This is a genomic window from Bacillus sp. CPT56D-587-MTF (assembly GCF_058792335.1).
On record NZ_JBYTEF010000001.1, the window covers coordinates 2,860,597 to 2,881,579 of the forward strand.

Below are 20,983 nucleotides of genomic sequence, written 5' to 3' on the forward strand. Positions count from 1 at the left end.
AATAAATCACTTATTTCCCACGCAATTTATAATCTTCTCCCACTCTAACTCCGTAAGATGTAATGACTCAAATGCAAAAAAATCTTCGCAAATTTTTCCGATCAGGTGTGGATGTTCCCTCAAAAAATTCCACTGTAACGCTTTAGGAAGAAAATATGTTTCATATTCTTTACTTCCCCTTACTACCTGATCAACTTCTCTTTCACAAATTCCTCTTATTAAATAATCATTTCTTAACTCTATTTGAATTTGCTGAAATGTTTCGCTGCATTTTTTCAATTGAAGTAAACACGTAACATACTTCCGAAAAAGTTCGCCATCATACTGAACACAGTTTATAATACGATCGACTTCATTCATAATGCACGAGCCTTTTCTTCTATTTGTAATAACCATTTCTCACGCTTTGATACTTTACTCGTTTTCACAGATTGAAACACTGACCGTTTTATATCGCGAATGCCACAAAAACGTAAAATACCTCTCTTCATCATAATCCAATCTGCTGATCGATATAACAATGCGACGTACCATAGAGGCGAGTCTAACGTATTAATAACCCATGCTTTTTTCCCTTGCAATAATCCTTTCGGCAGAGCCCCTTCATATTTATAAGCAAATCCAGCTACGAAAATACGATCGATAAATCCTTTTAAAATTGCTGGCATCCCCCACCACCATATTGGATAGATGAATAGAAGTGTATCTGCTTCTTCTACTAACGTTCTATACCGAGCTGTTTCCTCTTCATTTACTAAATCGCGTCTTTTCTTCTCTTCATTAAATACGAGGACTGGATCAAATTGTTCTTTGTATAAATCAAGTACGGTAACTGAATGATTTGTTTCCTGTAGTCCTTTTTGCACATGATTGAAAATCGCCGCGTTAAAACTTGAAGGGTTAGGATGAGCATATATAATTAGTACGTTCACTACAAAACAACTCCCTCTATACGTTAAAGTTTCTCCTTCTTTAATAACTTCTCTACAATTTGTACGTTTTTCGAACTTTGCAACAATCGATTTAATAATATAAGTAACTCTTCTTTTTCTAAATCTTTCAGTTTCTCTTTAACTGCACTCTCACCAGCACCTTGCATATCATAAACAACTGCCGCCATATGTTTACAATAATTTTCATAGGGACACTCACAGTTACTTTCTGAAAAATCTTCGAGATCGATAACTACTTCATAATCCCCTGCATTTCCAGTAACGAAAGCAAACACTTTTTTATCTTGTATTTCAACATCTTCTACATGCCCATCTTCATAATATTCATATCCCTTATCTACAATGTACTTTGGGATCCATTTCGTTATATCTTTTAATAAGTAAGCGTACATAATTGTACCCCTTCCTTTAATTCCCTTTTGACTTCAAAAATCCTGCATGTTATTCTAATTACTGTTAAGTAGCAAGTCTACGTGACAAAACGACTGACACCTATTCGGCGAAGGTGTCTCTTTTCATTTGCAGCCGATATGAATTGCCTCTTTCAGGCACATTCAATTTTTGACACTACACACTCAACACCATTCCCTGTATCAGGCTGCTTTAGCAGTCTTTTACTCTACATACTCCGTTATTTTAAGAAAAAAAGAGAGCTTAGCTCCCTTTTCTCGCCTTATACAATACCCCTTTTTCAGCATAGAGATATTCATCAGCTAATGTAATTTTCCCATCCAGTTTTAGTTCGTCTAATAATCTTGATAAATAAAATTGATGCAACATCTTTTTCGTGAATTTTCCTTCATGATGCGAAACGATATGTTCTTGAATATCTAACAATGATATCGGCTTATCTTGCTCTATCATATATTCATAAACTGTACTACGCAGTTTTACGTATTTTTCGAGTGTCACAGTAATGCGCAACCCCTTTCTTCTTAATATAAATTTTCGTAATCGGTTTTTTTGCAATAAAAAAACCTCTCCGATAAGAAGAAGTTACGTATATATCTTCGTCTTATCTCCCAGAACAAATATGTTCTGCTGGAATTAGCACCTGCATCGCGGTTGCTGGGTTTCATCGGGCCAGTCCCTCCACCTCTCTGGATAAGAAAATATTCACTTAATTCTTACTATACGTAATTCCACTTTAATTGTCAAACAAATATAATAAATATAATAAATATAATAAATATAATAAATATAACAAATTATATTTTCTTCCTTACTGTTCATACTACCCATATACGAACATGCAAGGAGGATTATGAAATGCATCAAAATGCTCGCGGATATGTACAAGATTCTTTTCAATCATTACAAGAAGCTAAAAATTGTTTAGAAGAAGCGCTCGAAACAGTTGAAAAAGATTTTAATCGCGCTCGTATTGAACAATCACTTTATGCTGTTGAACAAGCTATTCAACGTTGCGAGTACACCGTTCACATTTTAGAAAAAGATTAAAAACTTCCCATCAATTGATGGGAAGTTTTTTCAAATGGCATACTTCATAATTATTGCCGTTATGATTAAAAAATATACAGAATTAGCAATTTCTAAAATTCCTACTTTTTTAATAGAAATTTTTTTGCCATACAACACAATTGCTCGAATGACACTTGGTATAAAAATAAGAGAACACCACGGATTAATCACAAATATGATTATCGTTAATACGATATGATATCCCCAAGATATAAGACGATACTTCGGGTTATTTTTTTCACGAATCATCGTTTTCACATAGAACGTACTACCTAAAAAGTATAAAAATGAAATAAGCGCAATGAATAATGCTGTATGATCGATTTGCTTCATTGAAAAGGAATAACTAATTAACCCACCGATACAAAACACAATAATCGCACAAATATCATTTAATAGTGCTCTTTCATTTTTTTGACGAGCGTAATACATATTCACTATAAATAATGGAATCATTACTATTACGAATAAAAGAATTCGCCACTCATATAATAAAGAAATCATCCCAAATAGGAACGCAATAAGAAAATAAATAATGGAAACTTGTAAAAACTCTTTTTTTCGTCTTTGCTTTATGTACGTAAGAAATGGGTACGTAGCTAAATAGATAAAGAACCACGCTAAAAACAATGGAATATGATAAATAGTAGGTTTCCCAAGTATGACACTTAATAAAAAAGGAATAACAAGCATGGCCCATGCACCATGTTGCTTCGGAATAACTAACTTCATTAACTATACACCTCCCTTTTGAAAAAAGTTCTCACCTACAATTATACAAATAATTTTATATAATAGCGGATGCATATTGAATCGATTTTTTGACAAAAAAATGCTCCTTACATTATGTAAGAAGCATGAAAGAGGCAAACGAATATGTAAGTCGCGACCCTACCTTATATGAGTATGCTTTTCTATGTCACGTTATGCTCATCTAATATACCGTATTTCTTTTTAAATCTTGTAAGAATCGTAATCCATGAAGTACTAAATAGTAATAAGAAAATAACATTCGAAATCGCATGGCTCAAATCAAAGTAAAAACTTGCGATATAATACGAAATGACAGTTTCCCATGTTGCTTCTCGTATAAAACCGAGAAGGCCCCAGAAATTCATAATCCAGCCAAATAAAAAGCCAACAATTACTCCGTAAAGAAGTCTTCCCCATAGCTTTTTCATAAAAAATGTATTACGAAGTAAACCTGCTATAAAACCAATCATGCCCCACGAAAACATTTGCCACGGTGTCCATGGACCTTGTCCTAAAAAAATATTAGATACGATTGCTGCTGTAGCACCAATCATAAAACCAGTTTCACTTCCAAATACAATTGCAGAAACGATAATGACAAAAGAAGTTGGTTGTACACTTGGTAAAATAGAAAATGGCACCCGGCTTACTGCTGCAATTGCCGCTAATACAGCAACGAGAACAATTTCACGTGAAACAAACGCCTTTCTTTCAAAACGGATATAGAAAGGTAACATAATAACCGCTAATAGAAACAAACTACTTAACATGTAATAACCGTCCATAACAAGTGTCGTAAAGAGTAATGTGCCGATTATTACTGCAAAGATACATATTATGAATGCAACATATTGTTTGGACAAGCTTCGTACACATCCTCCCACGTTAATGCATATGGCAATTCTTTTCGAATGAATCGATTAATAGATGTTGTATAAAAGAAGTTGCCGCTAAAAAATTCTTTCGGTGCATCATTCATAATGACTGTTCCATCAAATAACATCATACATTGATCCACGTATTTCGCTGCAAACTCAATATCATGCGTTGCCATTACAATTGTTGTACCTTCTTTTTGCAGCTTCCTAAATAGTTCTCCTACTCTTTCTTTCTTCCATGGATCCAATCCCTTTGTCGGTTCATCAAGTAATAATAACGTTGGCTTTGATAATAACGTTGTACATAACGCAAGTAATTGTTGCTCTCCTCCGCTACAATCATGCGGATGGCGTTCTTTAAGCGAGTACAACCAAAACTGTTTTAGCGTATCTTCTGCTATTTCTTTTCCTTGTTCTCCATATAATTCACGCGCACGTTCATAAACCTCGTCCCATACTGTATCAAATGTAAAATGGTAATACGGATGCTGCGATACATACCCAATACTTTTAAACCGTTCTTTCGAATCGATTTTATGTACCACTTTTCCGTTCCACTTTACTTTTCCTCTTCTCGCTTTTTGTAATCCTGCTAAAATCGTTAACAGTGTAGACTTACCTGTACCGTTCTTCCCAACGAGCGCTACCCATTTTCCTTTTTCAATTGGAACTGATAAATCACGTAAAATAAGCGGACTATTTTTTTCATATTGGAACGAAATATGCTCTGCGCTTAAAATTACCTCTTGCTTTTCACTTTGTGCTATTGGGTCATTTACATATGATATCGCTGCAAAATCATTCATTTTCATTTGCGCCTCTCGCACTGTAAACGGAATATCTCTCACATTCCACTCTAAAAATAGCCTTGGAATTTGCGGAATAAATGGACGGAATGTTTCTACTCCCCACATATCCGTAATAACAATTTTAGGACTACCATCATACATAATACGGCCATTATCCATACAAACAACGCGTGTTGCAAGCGGGATAACTTCATCTAAACGATGTTCACTTAAAATAATCGTAATTCCAAGTTCTTCATTAATCCGTTTTAATAATCCTAAAAACTCTTTTGCAGCGATTGGATCTAACTGCGCTGTCGGTTCATCTAATAATAGCAATTTCGGCTGCATAACTAATACCGCAGCTAAATTGACAAGCTGCTTCTGCCCACCAGATAACGTATGAACAGATTGATGCAATAAATCTTGAAATCCTAAAAAGCTAATAAGCTCTGCTATTCTTTTTTGAATAATATGTGATGGTAATCCGATATTTTCTAAAGAAAATGCTAATTCTTGAATCACTGTATCCATAACAATCTGGTTTTCTGGGTTTTGAAATACCATCCCAATTTCTTGGGCAGATAACAAATCAGCTACTTCCTCTATTAAAACACCCTCATAAAATATCTCTCCAGAACGCGTACCAATTGGAAGTAACTCCTTTTTAAAATGTTTTAATAACGTCGTCTTCCCAGATCCCGATCCTCCAGCAAGTGCAATAAACTCACCTTTTTGAACAGAAAGAGAAATATGCTGTAACGCTTTTTTATTTTCATCAGCATATACAAATGATAAATTGTTTATTTCTGCATGCGCCACCATATCCATTCCCTTCCTTCCATCATAATTGGTAAACTAATAAACAGTGTAAATAATACAAACATCATTCCATCGTATTGCTGGAATAAAATAGATTCGACTTTCGGATAAATAATCAATTTCCCTCCGCCATAATTACTACATACAATAGCAGCTATAAATAAAATGATTAAATAACTGAGCGTATACCAATCACGCCTTTCCATTCTATAGCGAATATACGTCGTACGCTTCGTTACACCAAATCCACGAGCTTGCATAGAATCTGCCGTTTGCAGTGCATCTTCTAATGAACAAATTAATAATACTTGCAGCAATTGCATACCATTTTTGACGCGTTCTATTATCGAACCTGAATCTACCTGCACACCTTTCGTTTTTTGGACGAGTGTGATTTTCTTTAATCGCCTTATAAACAAAGGAACAAATCTCACTGTAATCATCGTTAACAATGCAACTTTCGGTGAAATTCTTGAAAACAAATATAAAAATTTATGACTGGAAATAATATCATTGTATGACGCAAACGTAAACATAACTGCAACTAGTAATAACCCCATTACTATTCCAAACATAATCGCCTCAAGCTTAATACGGCTATCACCTAACCAAAATAACGTAGTTCGACCTCTATGCGTTAATAACGAATTAAATAAAATTACCATAAAAAAGAAAACAATTGTGCTCGGTAGCATCTTTCTTATCTTTTCGCTATTTCCTTGCATCACATTTAACATAATAATTAATACTATTGCTCCAATTAAAAAAAGAGGATGAAGACACATCATACATAGTATCATCACCCCGATATAATAGAAAAAATTCACAAAAGGATGTAAAGAAGAAAAACTTATTTTCATAGCCCTTTACCGAATGCCTTTCTTATTGTAATACGTATACCCACTCAATTGTATCTCCTGGTTTTACCGTAGCTACACCAGCACTATGGTTTGGAAAAGCACCGTTCACACGATATTTCCATCCACTAGTATCCGCAATATCTTTTTCATATAAATCATTAATACCTTTTACATAAATACTATCTCTAGATCCGCTTGCATCAACATCTAATCCTGTACGTTGTAATACTTTATACACAGTATCGCCATCTTGTACATCCATCTTTTTCGCACCCATTATATATCCGTTATTTCCTTTTACCGAGATTGTTACTTGTTTTGCTTTAGGTACTGGTGGTACTGGTGGTGGCACTGGGTTTAGTGGTGGTACCGGTGTTGGTGGAGCTGGTACACTATTGTTCTCTTCTGGCTTTTTCTTTTGCTCCTGCTTCGGTGTTTCTTTCGGCTGATTCACAACCTTTGCTTCTTCTTTTACTTCTGGTGCTTTCGGTTGTTGTTTCTCTTCTTGTGCTTGTTGCTGCTCTGGTTGCTTATTTACAGCCGGCTGTTCTTTCGGTTGTTCCTGTTGTTTCTCTTCTTTCTTTACCTCTGGTTGTGCCTGCGGCTTTTCCTCTTTCGCCTTCTCTTCTACTTTTTGTTCTTGTTTCTCTTTCTGCTCTTCTTGCTGCTTTTGCTCTGATTCAGCTTGCTTTTCTTCTGTTTTTTCTTCCGGCTTCGCTTCATCTTTTTGTACTTCTTGTTTCGCTACCTCTTCTTGCTTCGGTTCTACCTTCTTCTCAGGCTTTACAGCTGCCTCTTCACATCCGGCAAGTAGCCCGAGCGAAAGCAGTAAAGAAATGAACCATTTCACCTTACTCATCCTATCTCTCACCTTTCATACGAAAATTAGGAGCAAATAATTGCTCCTAATTTTTTGTTAAGCTGCTTTACGTCTCCATAATACATATGCAGAAGCAATACATAATACACCCATACCTACTTCTGTTGCTGCGCCATGAGAAGATGCTCCTGTTTTTGGTAGACTGTTATCGTTTCCGATTTTTTTATTCTTAACCGGTTCGTTATCTACAACTACTTTTAGATTTTCATCTTTTGTTTCTTGTTGTACTTGTTTTTGTTCTTTCGGTTCTTCAATAACTTCTTTTTCTACTACATTATTTTCTGGTTCAACGACCTTTTCTGGCTCTTCAATCGGTTTTGGCTTAATTACATCACCAGCGTCTACATTAGACCAATCATAAATAGATTTTCCCATTTCCTTAAATTGAAGTAATGCTAAAAGAGCCTGTTCTGTAGCCATTCCGTTACCATTTTGATCACTTGGTAACCATTTAAATTCACCATTTGAAAGTTGATATGATAATAGGTTTTGCATTGCCTTATGAAGACGATTTTGATCTACATCTTTAACAAGCGATAATCCAATAATTGCTTGCGCAGTACTATTTGAATTTTCTTGTCCATCAGCTGAAAAACCGCCATTTTGCAGCTGTTCGTTATATAAATACGCAACAGCTTTTTGTATAGCTGGTTTCACATCTGATCGCTCTTGATAAGGAGCTAATGCTGATAAAACCATACCTGATACATCAACACTACTAGCACTATCTTTACTACCTGAACTATTATAAGTCCATCCACCGTCTGTATGCTGATTATTTAACAGTGCTTCCACTAGAGCAACTCTGTTCCATTTTGATTCAACTGGAATCTCATACTTCTTCGTATCAAATGCAAGTAAAGCAAATGCATAACCTGTAACAGAATTCACTTTATCTGACTCATACAATTTTTGAACTAAATTATGTCCACCTACATTTTTAGGGTCTGCACTCATTGCATTCATCATAATAATTGTTCTAGCTAAATCTGTCGCTGAAAAACGATTAATGCGCTTTTCTACTTTTTCAGTTACTGACTTAACATAATTTAATTTCGCCTCAATTGGCACATTCTTTCCAGAACGAGAAAGCGCTACAGCTACCCAGTCACTTTCAATTCCATCTTGTAACATCTTATCTGATGTTTTAGAAATGGCTTCGTTTAATTGTGCACTTGGATTTTGAATGTTCTCTTGCTTTGGTTGTTCTGGTTTTTCTTGTTTTGAACCATCCGTCTTTGGTTCTTCTGGTTTTTCTTGTTTTGGATCATTCGTCTTTGGTTCTTCTGGTTTTTCTTGTTTTGGATCATCCGTCTTCGGTTCTTCTGGTTTTTCTTGTTTTGGATCATCCGTCTTTGGTTCTTCTGGTTTGCCACCGTTAGGTTCTTCTGTTTTACACGTCCCGAACTTATCTAACGTTTCTTTCAATGTTTCCTGGCTTATATTGCTCCAGTCTGAAACAAAGCGAAAGACCACAACATCTCCAGATTTTAATTTATAACTATCTGCTCCGACTTCTGCAGACTTATCATTTACATCATATAGCCAAGCACTTGTAGCCCCGGCCATTAAACCATCGATTCCTTTTACATATGTTCCAAACGACATCGTTTCAGATTCTACTTTGTCCCCCATGACCTTTTGCAGCAAACTTAAAGCTGTTTCCCCATCTTTAATTTGCTCTTCTTTCGGACATAACATAATGCCCTTTTGTGATTCCCCAATAATTGCAAGTTTTGCTGTATTTCCTTCAGCAAACGTAATATGTACTGTATTCGCAAAAGAAACAAATACAAGTGTCACTGCCATTAACAACGTAAGCAGCCACTTTTTCAACATTGCCATCCCAAAATTTCCTCCCTTACTACCATTTACACAAAAAAAGGCCCTTCAAGGGCGTGCGATTGACACTCTCTTTTTGTAAGTGTCGAACAAAAATGTACAACACCTCCTACCCGCATTATTCGCGGCTATATTTGTATAGGAAAAATAATTTTGTTTATGAACGTATCATTGTGATAACATTCACTTTTCTTGGCACAACTTACTTCCATTTAAGTTATCGTAAAACGATAAACCTATACATTCTGTAAATTTTAAATTTCTGTATTATTTTACTATTGACAAAGAATTTTGTCCATGCTTTATCGGATTTATTTTCTAAGAATAATAACTTATTAACTCTTAACGATGTAAACTCTTTTCACTAATAATGACGCCATCTTCATCCGCATAGACATATTCATTTGGATTCCAATCCACTTGTCCAAAGTGCAATGAAATATTTCGTTCTCCTTTTCCTTCTTTCACACTTCTATTTGGCATCGTTCCTAACGCTAAAATACCAATATTAATATTCTTTAGTTCACTAGAATCACGAACATACCCATTCACAATAATTCCTGCTAGCTTTCTTTCTTCCGCAATAGCTGCCAAATTATCACCAAGTAACGCACAATTAGTAGACGCTCCGCCATCAACAACTAATACTGTTCCTTCTGGTAATATTTGCAATCCTTCCTTCACTAGTACATTATCATCTTTCACTTTTACAGTTGCAATTTTCCCGTGGAATTGTTCTTTCTTCCCAAAAGACCGAAAAGACTGGCGACATATTTGTAATTCCTTTTCAAATTCATCACATAGATCAGTAGTTTTCCACATCTTGTTCCCTCTTTTCCTTTTTCTTTCTACATAACATATTCTTGGCTTATTATCGTTTCCCTGTCTAATATTGCAATAATTTGTACGTGCGGGAAAAGGATACAAAAACTATTGCCTTAAGAAGCTACCTTTATTATAATCTATTTCACAGATTAAATTCAGAATATTAAAAATTAACCAAGTGAAGAAGGAGGGATTTTATGCAAATACAAACTGAGGCAAAAAAACAACCTAGTAAACCAAAGTTTAAAATGCCTGATGCGTACGTACTGCTATTTTTTATTGCCTTACTTTGCGCCATTGCTACTTATTTCGTTCCTGCTGGAGAATTTAAAAGGGTTACAAACGGGACCGTTACAACGACAATACCAGGTAGCTACCATTCTGTTCCGCAATCACCTGTAGGATTTGTTTCTTTTTTTACCGCTATTGAAAAAGGAATGACACTTGCTGCTCCTATTATCTTTCTAATTTTATTTACAGGTGGAGCCATTGCAATTCTTGAAAAGACAGGTGCCCTTGACGGTTTAATCTATCATGTTATTAACAAATTTCGTAATCAGCAATTACTTTTCATATGTATTGTCGCCGCGCTTTTTTCTATTCTTGGAACGACTGGTATTATCGTTAACTCAGTTATCGGTTTTATCCCCATCGGCATCATCGTTGCACGCACGTTAAAATGGGACGCTATCGTCGGTGTAGCAATTATTTATTTAGGCACTTATGCTGGTTTTAATGCTACTATTTTATCTCCCTCACCTTTAGGCATTTCACAAAAGATCGCAGAACTTCCGATGTTTTCCGGGATTGGTTTACGCACCGCAATCTATATATCTTTTTTACTTGCCACTATCCTTTATATAAATTGGTATGTAAAACGCTTGAAAAAATCAAATAAAGGAAGCATCCTTGGCGACAACTGGTTTCCCAGTAACGCTCTTTCAAGCGAAAAAGAAGCAGAGAAAAAAGAAGTCCCTTGGACGATACGTCATAAATTAATTTTACTCGTTTCAGCTTTATCATTAATTGCATTTTTAATAGGCGCTTTTCGTCTACATTGGACGGACGCAGAAATGACCGCTACTTTTATTTTCATAGCAATTACAGCAGGAATAATAGGTGGCATGAAAGCAAACGATATCGCATCCACTTTTCTAACTGGCTGCCAAAATCTTATCTACGGTGCTTTAATCGTCGGAATGGCTCGCTGTATTTCAGTCATTTTAGAACAAGGCAAATTACTTGATACTATCGTTAACCAGCTCGCACAGTCTCTTGAAGGACAAAGCCCTGTATTTGGCGTTATCGGTATGTACGTAAGTAGTGCTGCATTACATTTCCTTATTTCATCCGGGACAGGAGAATCGGTTATTTTTATTCCGATATTAGCTCCATTAGCTGATTTCATGCACATTACACGCCAAGTTACAGTACAGGCTGTTATGCTCGGAGAAGGTGTAGTAAACTGCTTAAATCCAACTTCCGGTGTTTTAATGGGCGTTCTCGCAGCAAGCGGGATTTCTTATGGAAAATGGATTCGTTTCATGGCTCCACTTGCACTCATTTGGTTTATCATTGGACTTGTTTTTCTTATTGTTGGGGTGAATATTGAGTGGGGACCTTACTAAATACTTAACTAGATAAATAAGTACTATCGTTCCATATAAATATCTATTCTATTTCCCTCACTAGTCCTATAAAAATCATTTATTCTAGTAAAAATATAAGAAGGGATTGATCATAATGATCAATCCCTTTTATCAAAATATAATACCTTTAAAAATCTTAGTTCCAGATTTTATTTACCCATTCTGGATGATCAATAAAAGGGTTGCGGTTATGTTGATATTTTGTAAAAATCACTTCATTACGCTTTCGCTCTAAATCATCGACCGGGTCTTGTTCATTCCATTTTAATAAGACAGATAGTTTCCCCATGTATGGATCTTTATTGTTATTCACTTTTTCATTTAGTTCTAAATCTATTTCGCCGTTGTCTCCCTCGTAACGAACAGCCATATAAAACAGCATTCTAGCAATATCTCCTTTTACACTATCACGAGGTTCCCAAGAATCACTATCATATTTACATTCTGTCGCTTCAGAATGATTTACACCACCGTTATCAAAATCTAGATTTCCACGTGAACTATTTACAGATACATCCGTCGCTCTTAAATGATGTAGATCTGTTCCAGGTCCTGCAGTCGTTCCAAAGTCACCGTGAGATTTTGCCCAAACATGCTCTCGGTTCCAGTTATTTACTCCTGATCCATTCGTAAGTTTCCCTTGCGAACGACCAGTATATAAGAGTATCACATTATTTTTATTATTCGGATCTTCATCAGTATCTCTTAACGCTTCCCAAACCGCACTGTATGATAACTTTGTATGATTATCAATAATATTATGCAATTCCTTCTTTAATTCTAACCCCGTTTTTCCTATTGCGTTATTATAATATGTATCGTCATAATTTTTTACAATAATCTCCTGTGCTGATGCAGGAACCACTTCACCATGTATAATAGTATCTGTGAATGATAGAGATGCAGAACCTAAAATAAAAAATGAAGATAGTGTAACCATAGCAATCTTTGTATTTCGAAACTTCATATACCCATTCCCCTTTAAAATATAATTTAAAGCTATTAACTAAAAAGTGCTTTCTAACCCCCGAAACCTTTTAGAAACCCATACCCCTTTTCTGTTTATTTAATACAAGACTCTATCCAGTCTGTATCACTTCTAAACTTTTTGTTTATTCACATTCCAAACAATTTCACTTTTTACAAGGAATATCCTTTTCTTATAAAGATTATTAACATATTCTTTACAACTAAAAAGTAGTTTAATATTAACTTATAAATTTAAATTTATTTATGCAATAATGCATATTTGATAAATACTTTAAAAACAGTTTGAATAAAATGCATTCAAAGAAAACCGTGCCACAAAACAGATACGGTCTAAGACAGAAATAATAAAAATTAAGATGATAGCTCGACTTTTCCCTTTTCCATAACTATCTTTATTTTTGTGTAAAACCTTTCTTTCTCTGAATAATACGTACAAAAATAGATTGGATACCATGTAGGCACCAATCTATTTTAATTAAAGAAACTGTGTCAATTCTGAGTTCACAACACGTTGTGCAGTAATAATAACATTTTCAGCTGTTAGTCCATAAACACTATATAGTCCACCAGGTTGATTAGGAACAATTTGAACTTCATATTCAAATGCTTGTCCAAGAGCAGGATGAACTAAACTTAGAGTTGCAAAAGTAGAAGCATTAGAATTCACATTGAAGTTTACCTGTTCAATTAATACTAATGAACCGTCAAGTCTAAAAACTCTAGCTACTCCAGTAAGTGGGCCCGCAGTACGGTTAAGGATCTTCACCCTAACTTTATTTGCATTAGCAGGTTGATTTCCTACGTTTTCAATTGGTCCTGTAGTAAGAGCCATATAACACCACCTCCATTATATTATTATTATATTCAATGATAAATATTAATGTTATAGTCTAATTACCCAATTTATTTAAAATAAAAAGAAGCTCCAAATTCTATTATATTTAGGTCATAGATATTAAACTTAATAAAATCAAAGGCAGGAACATATTTGATATGTTCCTGCCTTTTTATTGTGGGATACCGATAAATAGCCCTCTAGCTAAGATTTTAAAGTGCTACAAAATCAAAAATTTTATCTCACCAAAGTTTTCTACGAGAATCCAGTGAACAGCTTATTTACATAATTTTTGTTCTCAAAAGTTGATCTTGTAGCGCTCTTTCTCGTAATTCACTATGTTTTCCAAAGAAAATAGTGAAAAACAGGGCGGAATACATTTACAAAATGACAAAACTGTAAGAATACACGAATGTTTGTAAGAAAGTTCGATGTTTTCTTTTTCCTTTTTTTATTATAGTGAAAAAGAAGAACAAAATATTCTCTTATGTAGGAAAGGAAGATAATAATGATCGATCTATTAAATAAATGGATGTTAGAAAGTACAGCCAATTTTAATATCGTTGTAGGACTTACAGCACTTCTATTTTTGGGTTCAGTAATTGCACTTATTATTATTTACAAAAAAATTGGTAAACCGGTTGAAAGAACAAATGCTATTTATTTAAAAATTACTTCTCGTATGTTTACTACTCAAATTCTAATGAATGCTATATTTATTTCTTTAGTTGGTAAAGATATTGAGAATTTCCGTCAAATCTTTATATTATTTGAAGCTTTTGTATTCTTTATTGGAGCTATTTATTCGTTTAAATTATATAGACAGGAGTACAAATGATTCACTTATAAGAAACAATAAAAAACAGTAGTGATTTTACATTACTGTTTTTATTGTTCATTTTTAATTGTAAACTTTTCATTTTTAATTAACTGTATATTCTATACATATGAGGTTAACATAACCCATCATTAGCGTTAGCGAGGAAAAAGGACAACCCTGCTCTCACAAGTGAACCCTTTTTTAGTTCTATGAATCTATACATATTATATACATTCCTATCCTAACGTGGTTTTAGTGCTCTTGTTTGTTACTGGATTAGCCAAAAAACTGTATAAAATCTTGCATACTATTAGCTTGTTTTTTCAAAAATACTGGCATCCCCCAATTTGTGCTTTCTTATGGATATTTCTTGACTCCTCATTAAAACACTCTCCTGTTCTTTGTCTATCTTTAAGAATAAACCCTGCTTGTTTATTTCAAGTTCTTGCATCGAGGTTTTACCTTCTCCCAAAGCCAAACAAACAATTCAGATTACATGCCTATATCAAACTAAACATTCAATCTTTATCCAGTTTGTAAATAAAATAGGATAATCAGCCCCATAACGGACTAACTATCCTATAAATTATTATCTAAATTCAATAAAGTGAAACTTTAATCAGCCCTCACCAATCGGGCTTTTACGGGCAGTTGATCCCCACCTAATTTCTTTGCTTCCACTGAAATTTGAGATGAGGGTCTTACTGCCCGGCAAATAGCGGGATAAAACTAGAACTTCTTTTCCTATGTATATTTACTTCGTTACCTCTCCAAACTGCGCTCTCGTCACTTTCGCCAAGTCATCTACTTTAAGCTCAATTTGTATACCAATTTTCCCGCCACTTACTATCATCGTTTCAAGTGATTGGGCACTTTCATCAATACATGTAGAAAATAACTTCTTCATTCCGACTGGTGAACAACCACCACGAATATATCCTGACACTTTCGTAATATCTTTAACAGGAATCATTTCAATTTTCTTTTCACTTACTGCTTTTGCGGCAGCTTTTAAATTTAGTTCCTCATCTACCGGAATAATAAACACATGATAATTTTTACTATTCCCTTGAGCGATTAACGTTTTATATACTTCTCTCACTTCTCGTCCAATTTTCTCGGCTACTGATACGCCATCAATTTTCCCATCGTCTGGATCATATGACATCATCGAATATTCAATTTTTTCTTTATCTAATATTCGCATCGCATTTGTTTTATCTTTTTTCATAGTGATCTCCTTAAAAGGTTATTTCATATTATTAAGTTTTATTATACACCCTTTTCCATTTCTCCTACATAACTTCACGTATATTTCAAAACTAAAAATATTGATAATTCAAAAATCATCTGATATAATTTGGAAAAACTTACGTTAAGGAGAGATTTGCAATGCTAAATTTTAATACTTCTTTCCAACTTCATCATCAAACGTAACGCCGTGTATCCGAAGAAAAATTTTTCTTCGTGGGTACAGGGCTTTTCCTGTTGACCCACGAAGCGTTCATAAAGCTATGTGGGTATTTTTATACCTGCATAGCTTTTTTTAATTTGAAAAAGGAGTGATTATGATGGAAATGAGAAATGTAAAAGGAACGAAAGACTATTTACCAGAGGAGCAAGTGCTGCGAAATAAAATTAAAAGAGCTTGTGAAGATACGTTTGAACGATACGGATGCAAACCTTTAGAAACGCCGACGTTAAATATGTATGAGCTTATGTCTTACAAGTACGGCGGTGGCGATGAAATATTAAAAGAAATATATACACTTCAGGATCAAGGAAAACGTGAGCTCGCCTTACGATACGATTTAACTATTCCATTCGCAAAGGTTGTGGCAATGAATCCGAACCTCCGCCTCCCTTTTAAACGTTATGAGATTGGGAAAGTATTTCGAGATGGGCCAATTAAACAAGGAAGATTTCGTGAATTTATACAATGCGACGTTGATATCGTCGGTGTTGAGTCTGTCATGGCAGAAGCTGAACTTATGGCTATGGCGTTTGAGCTGTTCCGAACGTTAAACTTAGAGATAACGATCCAATATAATAACCGAAAATTGTTAAATGGTATTCTTCAGGCCATTAACATCCCTACTGAGTTAACAAGTGACGTCATTTTATCATTAGATAAAATCGAAAAGATGTATTAGAGCGCGGAATTTCTGAAGAAATGGCTGATACGATATGTAATACCGTATTATCTTGTCTAAAGCTTACTATCGCTGACTTTAAAGAAGCTTTCAATAATCCACTCGTTGCCGATGGAGTAAACGAACTACAACAATTACAGCAATATTTAATCGCCCTTGGAATAAATGAAAATACGATATTCAACCCGTTTTTAGCGCGAGGACTCACAATGTATACAGGTACTGTATATGAAATCTTTTTAAAAGATAGATCGATTACATCTAGCATCGGTAGCGGCGGCCGTTACGATAACATTATCGGAGCATTCCGTGGTGATAATATGTACTATCCAACAGTCGGTATTTCATTCGGTTTAGACGTTATTTATACAGCACTATCGCAGAAAGAAACAATCTCATCTACAGCGGATCTATTTATCATCCCACTCGGGACAGAGTTACAATGCTTACAAATTGCCCAGCAATTACGTTCTACCACTTCCTTAAAAGTCGAACTAGAACTAGCAGGACGCAAATTAAAACGTGCCCTTAATTATGCCAATAAAGAGAATATCTCTTATGTGCTTATTATTGGGGAAGACGAACTTAGTACAAACACTGTTGTGTTGCGGAATATGAAGGAAGGTAGTGAGGTAAAGGTTCCGATTTCTTCTTTGAAAGATAATACATTGAATAATTATTTTACAATGCCTACTACACTATGACTACAAAGTGTTTTCAAAATGTAAATGTTATAATAAAAACCTCCATTAAAAATAATGGAGGTTTTTCGCACAATTTAATTTTGTTTAAATATAAATGTCTGTTTATACTTTCTTTCTGCCTCACAGTCTTTTTGTCCATTTTCCAACGCTCTAGAAGGCTTTTCTTGCCAAGTTATAATAACTTCAAGTTCATTAGACTGAACGGATATAGGGAAATTCGTATGATTAAAAGCAACTTCTTTACTTAACACATGATCTTTTTTAGAAGTGAAAAGTTCATACTTCGTTTGAGAATCTGGTTCATTTCGAAATACTTCAACGGTTACATGATAAGCGTCCTTTCCAATATCTTGAACCTCGAAACCATACATATTAAAAACATCCTTTTTAGGTGTAACTAAACCAGTTTTTTTATCAGGTTGCTTAATTTCTATTTTCCATCGATCTGACGTTTTAGAAATTGGTAACTGCTTTGGAGAAAAAGCATGAACAGTGAAAGAGCTTCCAATTACGAAACAAAATATGCATAAAAAAGAAAAAAGTACTTTTTGCATTAGTATTACCTCCATTGTTTTAAGTTTTGAATTACTGTTCCCTAAAAACAATGGATATATTATCCCTTAAACGTAAAACGCCTTCATACCTTTATAGAATCTCGTATACAAGTTTTTAAACAACTGAGATTAACTCAATAATCTAGTCAAATATTTATTACTTACTGTTTGATCGATGTGGATAACGTCCATTCCCCCTTATTGAGTTGGTTTTTCTATTTTATAGATAATCAACAATTAGTTTACATAAAATAATTATAATCTACTCAAAACTACGAATATACAATATCCAATTACTAAAGTGGACTACAGGGATCTATCATCTTTTATTACTTCCTTGTTATTATGTATTTCCAAGTCTTGTTAACCTATATGGGTTACCTTTACTACTATTGATTGTTTTACATATCAATACTATTTTATTAGCTAAAAAAGAAGGCATGAATACGTACCCTCATTATATCGGTATTATCGTTACTCTAGTTGCCTTCTTTCCTTATATAGACATCTTTCTACATATGATAGCAGCCATTTTCCTTTTATTAGATGCTGCTTCTACGAATGCAAAAGAAGTGTATGATTCATAACAGGATGAAATGAAACTTTAATCAGTAGAGTTTTGAAGTCGGTTAGCAAATTGCAAAACTTACACAATAACTTCATTGCTAACACCCAAAAAGGGTTTACTTTTTAAGTAAACCTTTTTTAAATTCCCCTCCTTACTCCCGACCAATAAAAGAATATTCTGTTTAAATTTTATAAATTTCTAAACATTTATAAAACATTCAAATTAACATACATTTTAGTTATGTAAAAAATCTAAGTTTTAAGGAGATGAATCCATGCTGAAAAAGTTGGTAGCAGGTGCATTATTAACTGTTTCGTCGTTAACTGGAGGACTGGGATCAGTATCAGCTAGTACCGAAAAAAATTATACGATTTCCTCTTTCGAATATGTAACTGTAGATGAAAAGACTGTTGATTCGTCTAACAAATTGAGTGCTCCATCAAAGGAAGACGTAAAAATAACGTTAGTTCTACCGAAACAAAATCAAAATGGAGACTGGTTATCTTATGGATTTTCGAGCAAAGAAAGTTTAGAGTCTTTTATTGAAAAAGATAAACAAAGGTTGAATCATTCAATCACTCCCCTTGGTGTTGGAGGAAGCGGACCTGGTAGTACAGACTTCTATAAACGCACAAATCAAGGTAGCGAATATTTTTCTCTAAGTAGCGGTTATAAAAACTTGTCTGCTAGTTGGCAAAATCAAATTGTTTCTGTACGTACAGCAGCTCCTACTGCTAGCTATTCAACAACACTATGGGAACGTACTTCAACTGACGGATATGGAAAAGGTGTTGTTTTTAAACATGCTGATTGGTATGGTCAAACTGCAAACTTAAATAACTTTCCAACTTCAGCAGTTGAAGTTAAAAAGTAAAAAATATAGAAATAAAAGGTGTTTTCACGTATGGAAACACCTTTTATTTCTACAACTATTTCACATAACTCGTCTATATCAATTTCAACTCTTACTATTATTTTTCGTATTCCTATTCTCCAAAACCTTCTCCATATTATGAGTTGCCCATTCCATCATTAATAGAATCACTGGACGTAGTGATTCACCAAGCTCAGTTAACGAATATTCAACTTTAGGTGGCACTTCACGGTATACTTCACGATGTATAATGCCATCAGCTTCAAGTTCTCTCAGCTGCAGCGTTAACATTCTTTGTGTGATATTTGGTTTTAATCTTTTTAATTCATTAAACCGCTTTGTACCATCTAATAAATGATACAAAATTACCCCTTTCCATTTCCCTCCAATCACCTCAACCATAGCTTCAACTGGACAAGAATATTTATTTAAAAATGGGTAATTTATATTATTTTCGTTTGAACAATCCATAATAAATCCCTTCCCTTAACATTAGTATCTTTTTTGATACTATACCACATAAATGTGCGTACTTGTATCTATGTTACTTTAAAAATATAATTTACTTACAAAAATAAATTCATGAAAAGAGGAACTTTTATGACAAATACAAACGAAATTACAAAAGAAAAGATTATGGAGGCTTTTCATTTCAGACATGCATGTAAAGAATTCGATCCTATGCACAAAATTTCAGAAGAGGATTTCAAATTCATTTTAGAAACAGGCAGATTATCTCCTTCTTCTTTTGGATATGAGCCTTGGAAATTTATTGTCGTACAAAATAAAGAATTAAGAGAAAAACTACAACCGTATTCATGGGGCGCTGGTGGGCAACTTGCAACAGCTAGTCATTTTGTTATTGTTCTTTCAAGAAACATTAAAGATATGCATTATGATGCAGAGTATATTAAATATATGATGAACGATATTATTGGATTGCCTGAAGACACTCAAAAAATTAGATATGAATTCTTCAAAAAGTTCCAGGAAACAGATTTTAACTTATTACAATCCGATCGTGCTGTATTTGATTGGGCATCTAAACAAACTTATATTGCTTTAGGTAATATGATGACGAGCGCAGCTCAAATCGGTATTGATTCTTGTCCAATAGAAGGATTTGATAAAGAGGAAGTAGATTCTTTACTTCGTCAAGAAGGCATTATACAAGACGATAACTTTGAAGTATCAGTTATGGTTGCCTTTGGTTACCGTAAAGAAGAGCCAAAGCGTGATAAAACAAGACAGACTATGGATACAATTGTTGAATGGATTAAGTAATATAGCACAGACAAATAATGCTCCTAATAGCTGGATACTTATACTAAAGAACTATCAGTCGTTTTTCTTATGTATGAATTTGGTTTTTTATGGAAAGATATGTTAGTATGTATACAGTTTGAGTGCTCTATTTTTAGAGTCGAACAGGAGGAGAATGAATATGTCTGATATTGAAGTTGGCGAAGTGTTTACTCTTAGTGATGAGAATAACGAAGAGCAAGAAGTAGAAGTACTTGGAGCGATGGATGTCGAAGGTGCAGAGTATATTGCAGTTGCCTTTGTTGAAGATATCCAAACAGAAACTGAGGAAGACATTGATATTTTCTTTTTAAAAGTAGAAGAAGATAATGAGTTTTCATACATTGAAAATGATGAAGAGTTTGATAAAGTATCTACTGCGTTTGAAAAGATTTTGGATGAGCAAGAGCAAGAATAGTATGAATGAAAAACACGCGGGCGGATGTATATC

General features: G+C 34.3%; 24 protein-coding genes, 2 pseudogenes and 1 riboswitch. Of the genes and pseudogenes, 8 read left to right on the forward strand and 18 right to left on the reverse strand.

Annotated elements, in window-relative coordinates:
- Positions 1-6: 6 nt before the first annotated feature.
- The 4 genes from AC3WVZ_RS14710 to AC3WVZ_RS14725 form a co-directional block, all read right to left on the reverse strand.
- Positions 7-360, reverse strand: a complete 354-nt coding sequence (locus tag AC3WVZ_RS14710; RefSeq protein WP_001006477.1) for a hypothetical protein — start codon at positions 358-360, stop codon at positions 7-9.
- Positions 357-932 carry an NAD(P)H-dependent oxidoreductase gene (locus AC3WVZ_RS14715; protein ID WP_001101572.1) on the reverse strand — a complete coding sequence of 192 codons (576 nt, stop codon included), beginning with the start codon at positions 930-932 and terminating at the stop codon, positions 357-359. The genes AC3WVZ_RS14710 and AC3WVZ_RS14715 overlap by 4 nt, the downstream gene beginning before the upstream one ends.
- Before the next feature lie 23 nt (positions 933-955).
- A complete protein-coding gene (locus AC3WVZ_RS14720) occupies positions 956-1,345 on the reverse strand; it encodes an SWIM zinc finger family protein (RefSeq protein WP_233934998.1) in 390 nt (129 codons plus the stop codon).
- Between the two features lie 262 nt (positions 1,346-1,607).
- A complete protein-coding gene (locus tag AC3WVZ_RS14725; RefSeq protein WP_000171476.1) occupies positions 1,608-1,865 on the reverse strand; it encodes a hypothetical protein in 258 nt (85 codons plus the stop codon).
- A gap of 100 nt (positions 1,866-1,965) precedes the next feature.
- A riboswitch (SAM riboswitch) is annotated at positions 1,966-2,064 on the reverse strand.
- Between the two features lie 158 nt (positions 2,065-2,222).
- On the opposite strand from AC3WVZ_RS14725, the gene AC3WVZ_RS14730 reads away from it, so the two are divergent.
- Complete coding sequence (locus AC3WVZ_RS14730) at positions 2,223-2,414, forward strand: hypothetical protein (protein ID WP_000554032.1); 192 nt, start codon at positions 2,223-2,225, stop codon at positions 2,412-2,414.
- A gap of 30 nt (positions 2,415-2,444) precedes the next feature.
- Here the strand turns inward: AC3WVZ_RS14730 and AC3WVZ_RS14735 are convergent, their stop codons facing one another.
- The 7 genes from AC3WVZ_RS14735 to rraA all read right to left on the reverse strand — a co-directional run bounded on the left by AC3WVZ_RS14735 (position 2,445) and on the right by rraA (position 10,080).
- Positions 2,445-3,167, reverse strand: a complete 723-nt coding sequence (locus tag AC3WVZ_RS14735) for a YwiC-like family protein (RefSeq protein WP_063220612.1) — start codon at positions 3,165-3,167, stop codon at positions 2,445-2,447.
- A gap of 182 nt (positions 3,168-3,349) precedes the next feature.
- A complete protein-coding gene (locus AC3WVZ_RS14740) occupies positions 3,350-4,051 on the reverse strand; it encodes an ECF transporter S component (protein ID WP_000043896.1) in 702 nt (233 codons plus the stop codon).
- Complete coding sequence (locus AC3WVZ_RS14745) at positions 4,024-5,685, reverse strand: ABC transporter ATP-binding protein (RefSeq protein ID WP_065382099.1); 1,662 nt, start codon at positions 5,683-5,685, stop codon at positions 4,024-4,026. Before AC3WVZ_RS14745 ends, AC3WVZ_RS14740 begins: the two co-directional genes overlap by 28 nt.
- Positions 5,658-6,536: an energy-coupling factor transporter transmembrane component T gene (locus tag AC3WVZ_RS14750; protein WP_002182901.1), complete on the reverse strand. Its 879-nt coding sequence runs from the start codon at positions 6,534-6,536 to the stop codon at positions 5,658-5,660. The genes AC3WVZ_RS14745 and AC3WVZ_RS14750 overlap by 28 nt, the downstream gene beginning before the upstream one ends.
- A 22-nt stretch (positions 6,537-6,558) precedes the next feature.
- Positions 6,559-7,395, reverse strand: a complete 837-nt coding sequence (locus tag AC3WVZ_RS14755; protein WP_000048899.1) for a DUF4430 domain-containing protein — start codon at positions 7,393-7,395, stop codon at positions 6,559-6,561.
- 57 nt (positions 7,396-7,452) lie between these two features.
- The gene (locus AC3WVZ_RS14760; protein ID WP_233935000.1) at positions 7,453-9,261 is read right to left on the reverse strand and encodes a DUF4430 domain-containing protein; all 1,809 of its coding nucleotides are present in this window, start codon (positions 9,259-9,261) and stop codon (positions 7,453-7,455) included.
- Positions 9,262-9,600: 339 nt separating this feature from the next.
- Positions 9,601-10,080 (reverse strand): ribonuclease E activity regulator RraA, encoded by a 480-nt coding sequence (rraA, locus tag AC3WVZ_RS14765; RefSeq protein ID WP_233935001.1) that lies wholly within the window; start codon positions 10,078-10,080, stop codon positions 9,601-9,603.
- 200 nt (positions 10,081-10,280) lie between these two features.
- Between rraA and AC3WVZ_RS14770 the strand changes: the two genes are divergently transcribed.
- Complete coding sequence (locus AC3WVZ_RS14770; RefSeq protein ID WP_001166966.1) at positions 10,281-11,711, forward strand: YfcC family protein; 1,431 nt, start codon at positions 10,281-10,283, stop codon at positions 11,709-11,711.
- A 157-nt stretch (positions 11,712-11,868) separates the two neighbouring features.
- On the opposite strand, the gene AC3WVZ_RS14775 is transcribed toward AC3WVZ_RS14770, so the two are convergent.
- From AC3WVZ_RS14775 to AC3WVZ_RS14785, 3 genes and pseudogenes are all read right to left on the reverse strand, one after another.
- The gene (locus tag AC3WVZ_RS14775; protein ID WP_000672196.1) at positions 11,869-12,699 is read right to left on the reverse strand and encodes an endonuclease I family protein; all 831 of its coding nucleotides are present in this window, start codon (positions 12,697-12,699) and stop codon (positions 11,869-11,871) included.
- Between the two features lie 498 nt (positions 12,700-13,197).
- Entirely contained in the window at positions 13,198-13,554 is a 357-nt protein-coding gene (locus tag AC3WVZ_RS14780; protein ID WP_001229415.1) for a hypothetical protein, read from the reverse strand.
- A 287-nt stretch (positions 13,555-13,841) separates the two neighbouring features.
- A pseudogene (locus AC3WVZ_RS14785) lies at positions 13,842-13,931 on the reverse strand (transposase); the annotation flags it as partial.
- 134 nt (positions 13,932-14,065) lie between these two features.
- On the opposite strand from AC3WVZ_RS14785, the gene AC3WVZ_RS14790 reads away from it, so the two are divergent.
- Positions 14,066-14,395 (forward strand): hypothetical protein, encoded by a 330-nt coding sequence (locus AC3WVZ_RS14790; RefSeq protein ID WP_000566271.1) that lies wholly within the window; start codon positions 14,066-14,068, stop codon positions 14,393-14,395.
- 292 nt (positions 14,396-14,687) lie between these two features.
- Here AC3WVZ_RS14790 and AC3WVZ_RS14795 read toward each other — a convergent pair whose 3' ends face one another.
- Positions 14,688-14,828: a hypothetical protein gene (locus AC3WVZ_RS14795; protein ID WP_001156925.1), complete on the reverse strand. Its 141-nt coding sequence runs from the start codon at positions 14,826-14,828 to the stop codon at positions 14,688-14,690.
- A gap of 303 nt (positions 14,829-15,131) precedes the next feature.
- Positions 15,132-15,608 carry a Cys-tRNA(Pro) deacylase gene (ybaK, locus tag AC3WVZ_RS14800; RefSeq protein ID WP_000710860.1) on the reverse strand — a complete coding sequence of 159 codons (477 nt, stop codon included), beginning with the start codon at positions 15,606-15,608 and terminating at the stop codon, positions 15,132-15,134.
- Between the two features lie 337 nt (positions 15,609-15,945).
- Between ybaK and AC3WVZ_RS14805 the strand changes: the two are divergent.
- A pseudogene (locus AC3WVZ_RS14805) lies at positions 15,946-17,234 on the forward strand (histidine--tRNA ligase).
- Positions 17,235-17,308: 74 nt separating this feature from the next.
- Here AC3WVZ_RS14805 and AC3WVZ_RS14810 read toward each other — a convergent pair.
- Entirely contained in the window at positions 17,309-17,788 is a 480-nt protein-coding gene (locus AC3WVZ_RS14810) for a YozF family protein (RefSeq protein WP_233935002.1), read from the reverse strand.
- A 278-nt stretch (positions 17,789-18,066) separates the two neighbouring features.
- On the opposite strand from AC3WVZ_RS14810, the gene AC3WVZ_RS14815 reads away from it, so the two are divergent.
- A complete protein-coding gene (locus AC3WVZ_RS14815; protein ID WP_409193834.1) occupies positions 18,067-18,375 on the forward strand; it encodes a hypothetical protein in 309 nt (102 codons plus the stop codon).
- Positions 18,376-18,630: 255 nt separating this feature from the next.
- Positions 18,631-19,230 carry a hypothetical protein gene (locus tag AC3WVZ_RS14820; protein ID WP_016124937.1) on the forward strand — a complete coding sequence of 200 codons (600 nt, stop codon included), beginning with the start codon at positions 18,631-18,633 and terminating at the stop codon, positions 19,228-19,230.
- An 84-nt stretch (positions 19,231-19,314) separates the two neighbouring features.
- Here AC3WVZ_RS14820 and AC3WVZ_RS14825 read toward each other — a convergent pair whose 3' ends face one another.
- A complete protein-coding gene (locus tag AC3WVZ_RS14825) occupies positions 19,315-19,701 on the reverse strand; it encodes a winged helix-turn-helix transcriptional regulator (protein ID WP_233935004.1) in 387 nt (128 codons plus the stop codon).
- A gap of 129 nt (positions 19,702-19,830) precedes the next feature.
- Here AC3WVZ_RS14825 and AC3WVZ_RS14830 point away from each other — a divergent pair, with 129 nt between their 5' ends.
- Together AC3WVZ_RS14830 and AC3WVZ_RS14835 are read left to right on the forward strand one after the other, a co-directional pair.
- On the forward strand, positions 19,831-20,514 hold the full coding sequence (locus AC3WVZ_RS14830) for an NAD(P)H-dependent oxidoreductase (RefSeq protein ID WP_000185713.1): 684 nt from the start codon (positions 19,831-19,833) through the stop codon (positions 20,512-20,514).
- 154 nt (positions 20,515-20,668) lie between these two features.
- Complete coding sequence (locus AC3WVZ_RS14835; RefSeq protein ID WP_002026117.1) at positions 20,669-20,950, forward strand: DUF1292 domain-containing protein; 282 nt, start codon at positions 20,669-20,671, stop codon at positions 20,948-20,950.
- Positions 20,951-20,983: the final 33 nt, after the last annotated feature.

What these genes read in the sequence shown, in the direction of transcription:
- rraA (WP_233935001.1), bottom strand. Translation starts at nt 10,080, where the DNA reads ATGTGGAAAACTACTGATCTATGTGATGAATTTGAAAAGGAATTACAA.
- AC3WVZ_RS14835 (WP_002026117.1), top strand. Translation starts at nt 20,669, where the DNA reads ATGAATATGTCTGATATTGAAGTTGGCGAAGTGTTTACTCTTAGTGAT.
- AC3WVZ_RS14780 (WP_001229415.1), bottom strand. Translation starts at nt 13,554, where the DNA reads ATGGCTCTTACTACAGGACCAATTGAAAACGTAGGAAATCAACCTGCT.
- AC3WVZ_RS14790 (WP_000566271.1), top strand. Translation starts at nt 14,066, where the DNA reads ATGATCGATCTATTAAATAAATGGATGTTAGAAAGTACAGCCAATTTT.
- AC3WVZ_RS14760 (WP_233935000.1), bottom strand. Translation starts at nt 9,261, where the DNA reads ATGGCAATGTTGAAAAAGTGGCTGCTTACGTTGTTAATGGCAGTGACA.
- AC3WVZ_RS14830 (WP_000185713.1), top strand. Translation starts at nt 19,831, where the DNA reads ATGACAAATACAAACGAAATTACAAAAGAAAAGATTATGGAGGCTTTT.
- AC3WVZ_RS14755 (WP_000048899.1), bottom strand. Translation starts at nt 7,395, where the DNA reads ATGAGTAAGGTGAAATGGTTCATTTCTTTACTGCTTTCGCTCGGGCTA.
- AC3WVZ_RS14810 (WP_233935002.1), bottom strand. Translation starts at nt 17,788, where the DNA reads ATGCAAAAAGTACTTTTTTCTTTTTTATGCATATTTTGTTTCGTAATT.
- AC3WVZ_RS14720 (WP_233934998.1), bottom strand. Translation starts at nt 1,345, where the DNA reads ATGTACGCTTACTTATTAAAAGATATAACGAAATGGATCCCAAAGTAC.
- AC3WVZ_RS14745 (WP_065382099.1), bottom strand. Translation starts at nt 5,685, where the DNA reads ATGGATATGGTGGCGCATGCAGAAATAAACAATTTATCATTTGTATAT.
- AC3WVZ_RS14825 (WP_233935004.1), bottom strand. Translation starts at nt 19,701, where the DNA reads ATGGATTGTTCAAACGAAAATAATATAAATTACCCATTTTTAAATAAA.
- AC3WVZ_RS14775 (WP_000672196.1), bottom strand. Translation starts at nt 12,699, where the DNA reads ATGAAGTTTCGAAATACAAAGATTGCTATGGTTACACTATCTTCATTT.
- AC3WVZ_RS14820 (WP_016124937.1), top strand. Translation starts at nt 18,631, where the DNA reads ATGCTGAAAAAGTTGGTAGCAGGTGCATTATTAACTGTTTCGTCGTTA.
- AC3WVZ_RS14770 (WP_001166966.1), top strand. Translation starts at nt 10,281, where the DNA reads ATGCAAATACAAACTGAGGCAAAAAAACAACCTAGTAAACCAAAGTTT.
- AC3WVZ_RS14735 (WP_063220612.1), bottom strand. Translation starts at nt 3,167, where the DNA reads ATGAAGTTAGTTATTCCGAAGCAACATGGTGCATGGGCCATGCTTGTT.
- AC3WVZ_RS14750 (WP_002182901.1), bottom strand. Translation starts at nt 6,536, where the DNA reads ATGAAAATAAGTTTTTCTTCTTTACATCCTTTTGTGAATTTTTTCTAT.
- AC3WVZ_RS14710 (WP_001006477.1), bottom strand. Translation starts at nt 360, where the DNA reads ATGAATGAAGTCGATCGTATTATAAACTGTGTTCAGTATGATGGCGAA.
- AC3WVZ_RS14730 (WP_000554032.1), top strand. Translation starts at nt 2,223, where the DNA reads ATGCATCAAAATGCTCGCGGATATGTACAAGATTCTTTTCAATCATTA.
- AC3WVZ_RS14795 (WP_001156925.1), bottom strand. Translation starts at nt 14,828, where the DNA reads ATGCAAGAACTTGAAATAAACAAGCAGGGTTTATTCTTAAAGATAGAC.
- ybaK (WP_000710860.1), bottom strand. Translation starts at nt 15,608, where the DNA reads ATGAAAAAAGATAAAACAAATGCGATGCGAATATTAGATAAAGAAAAA.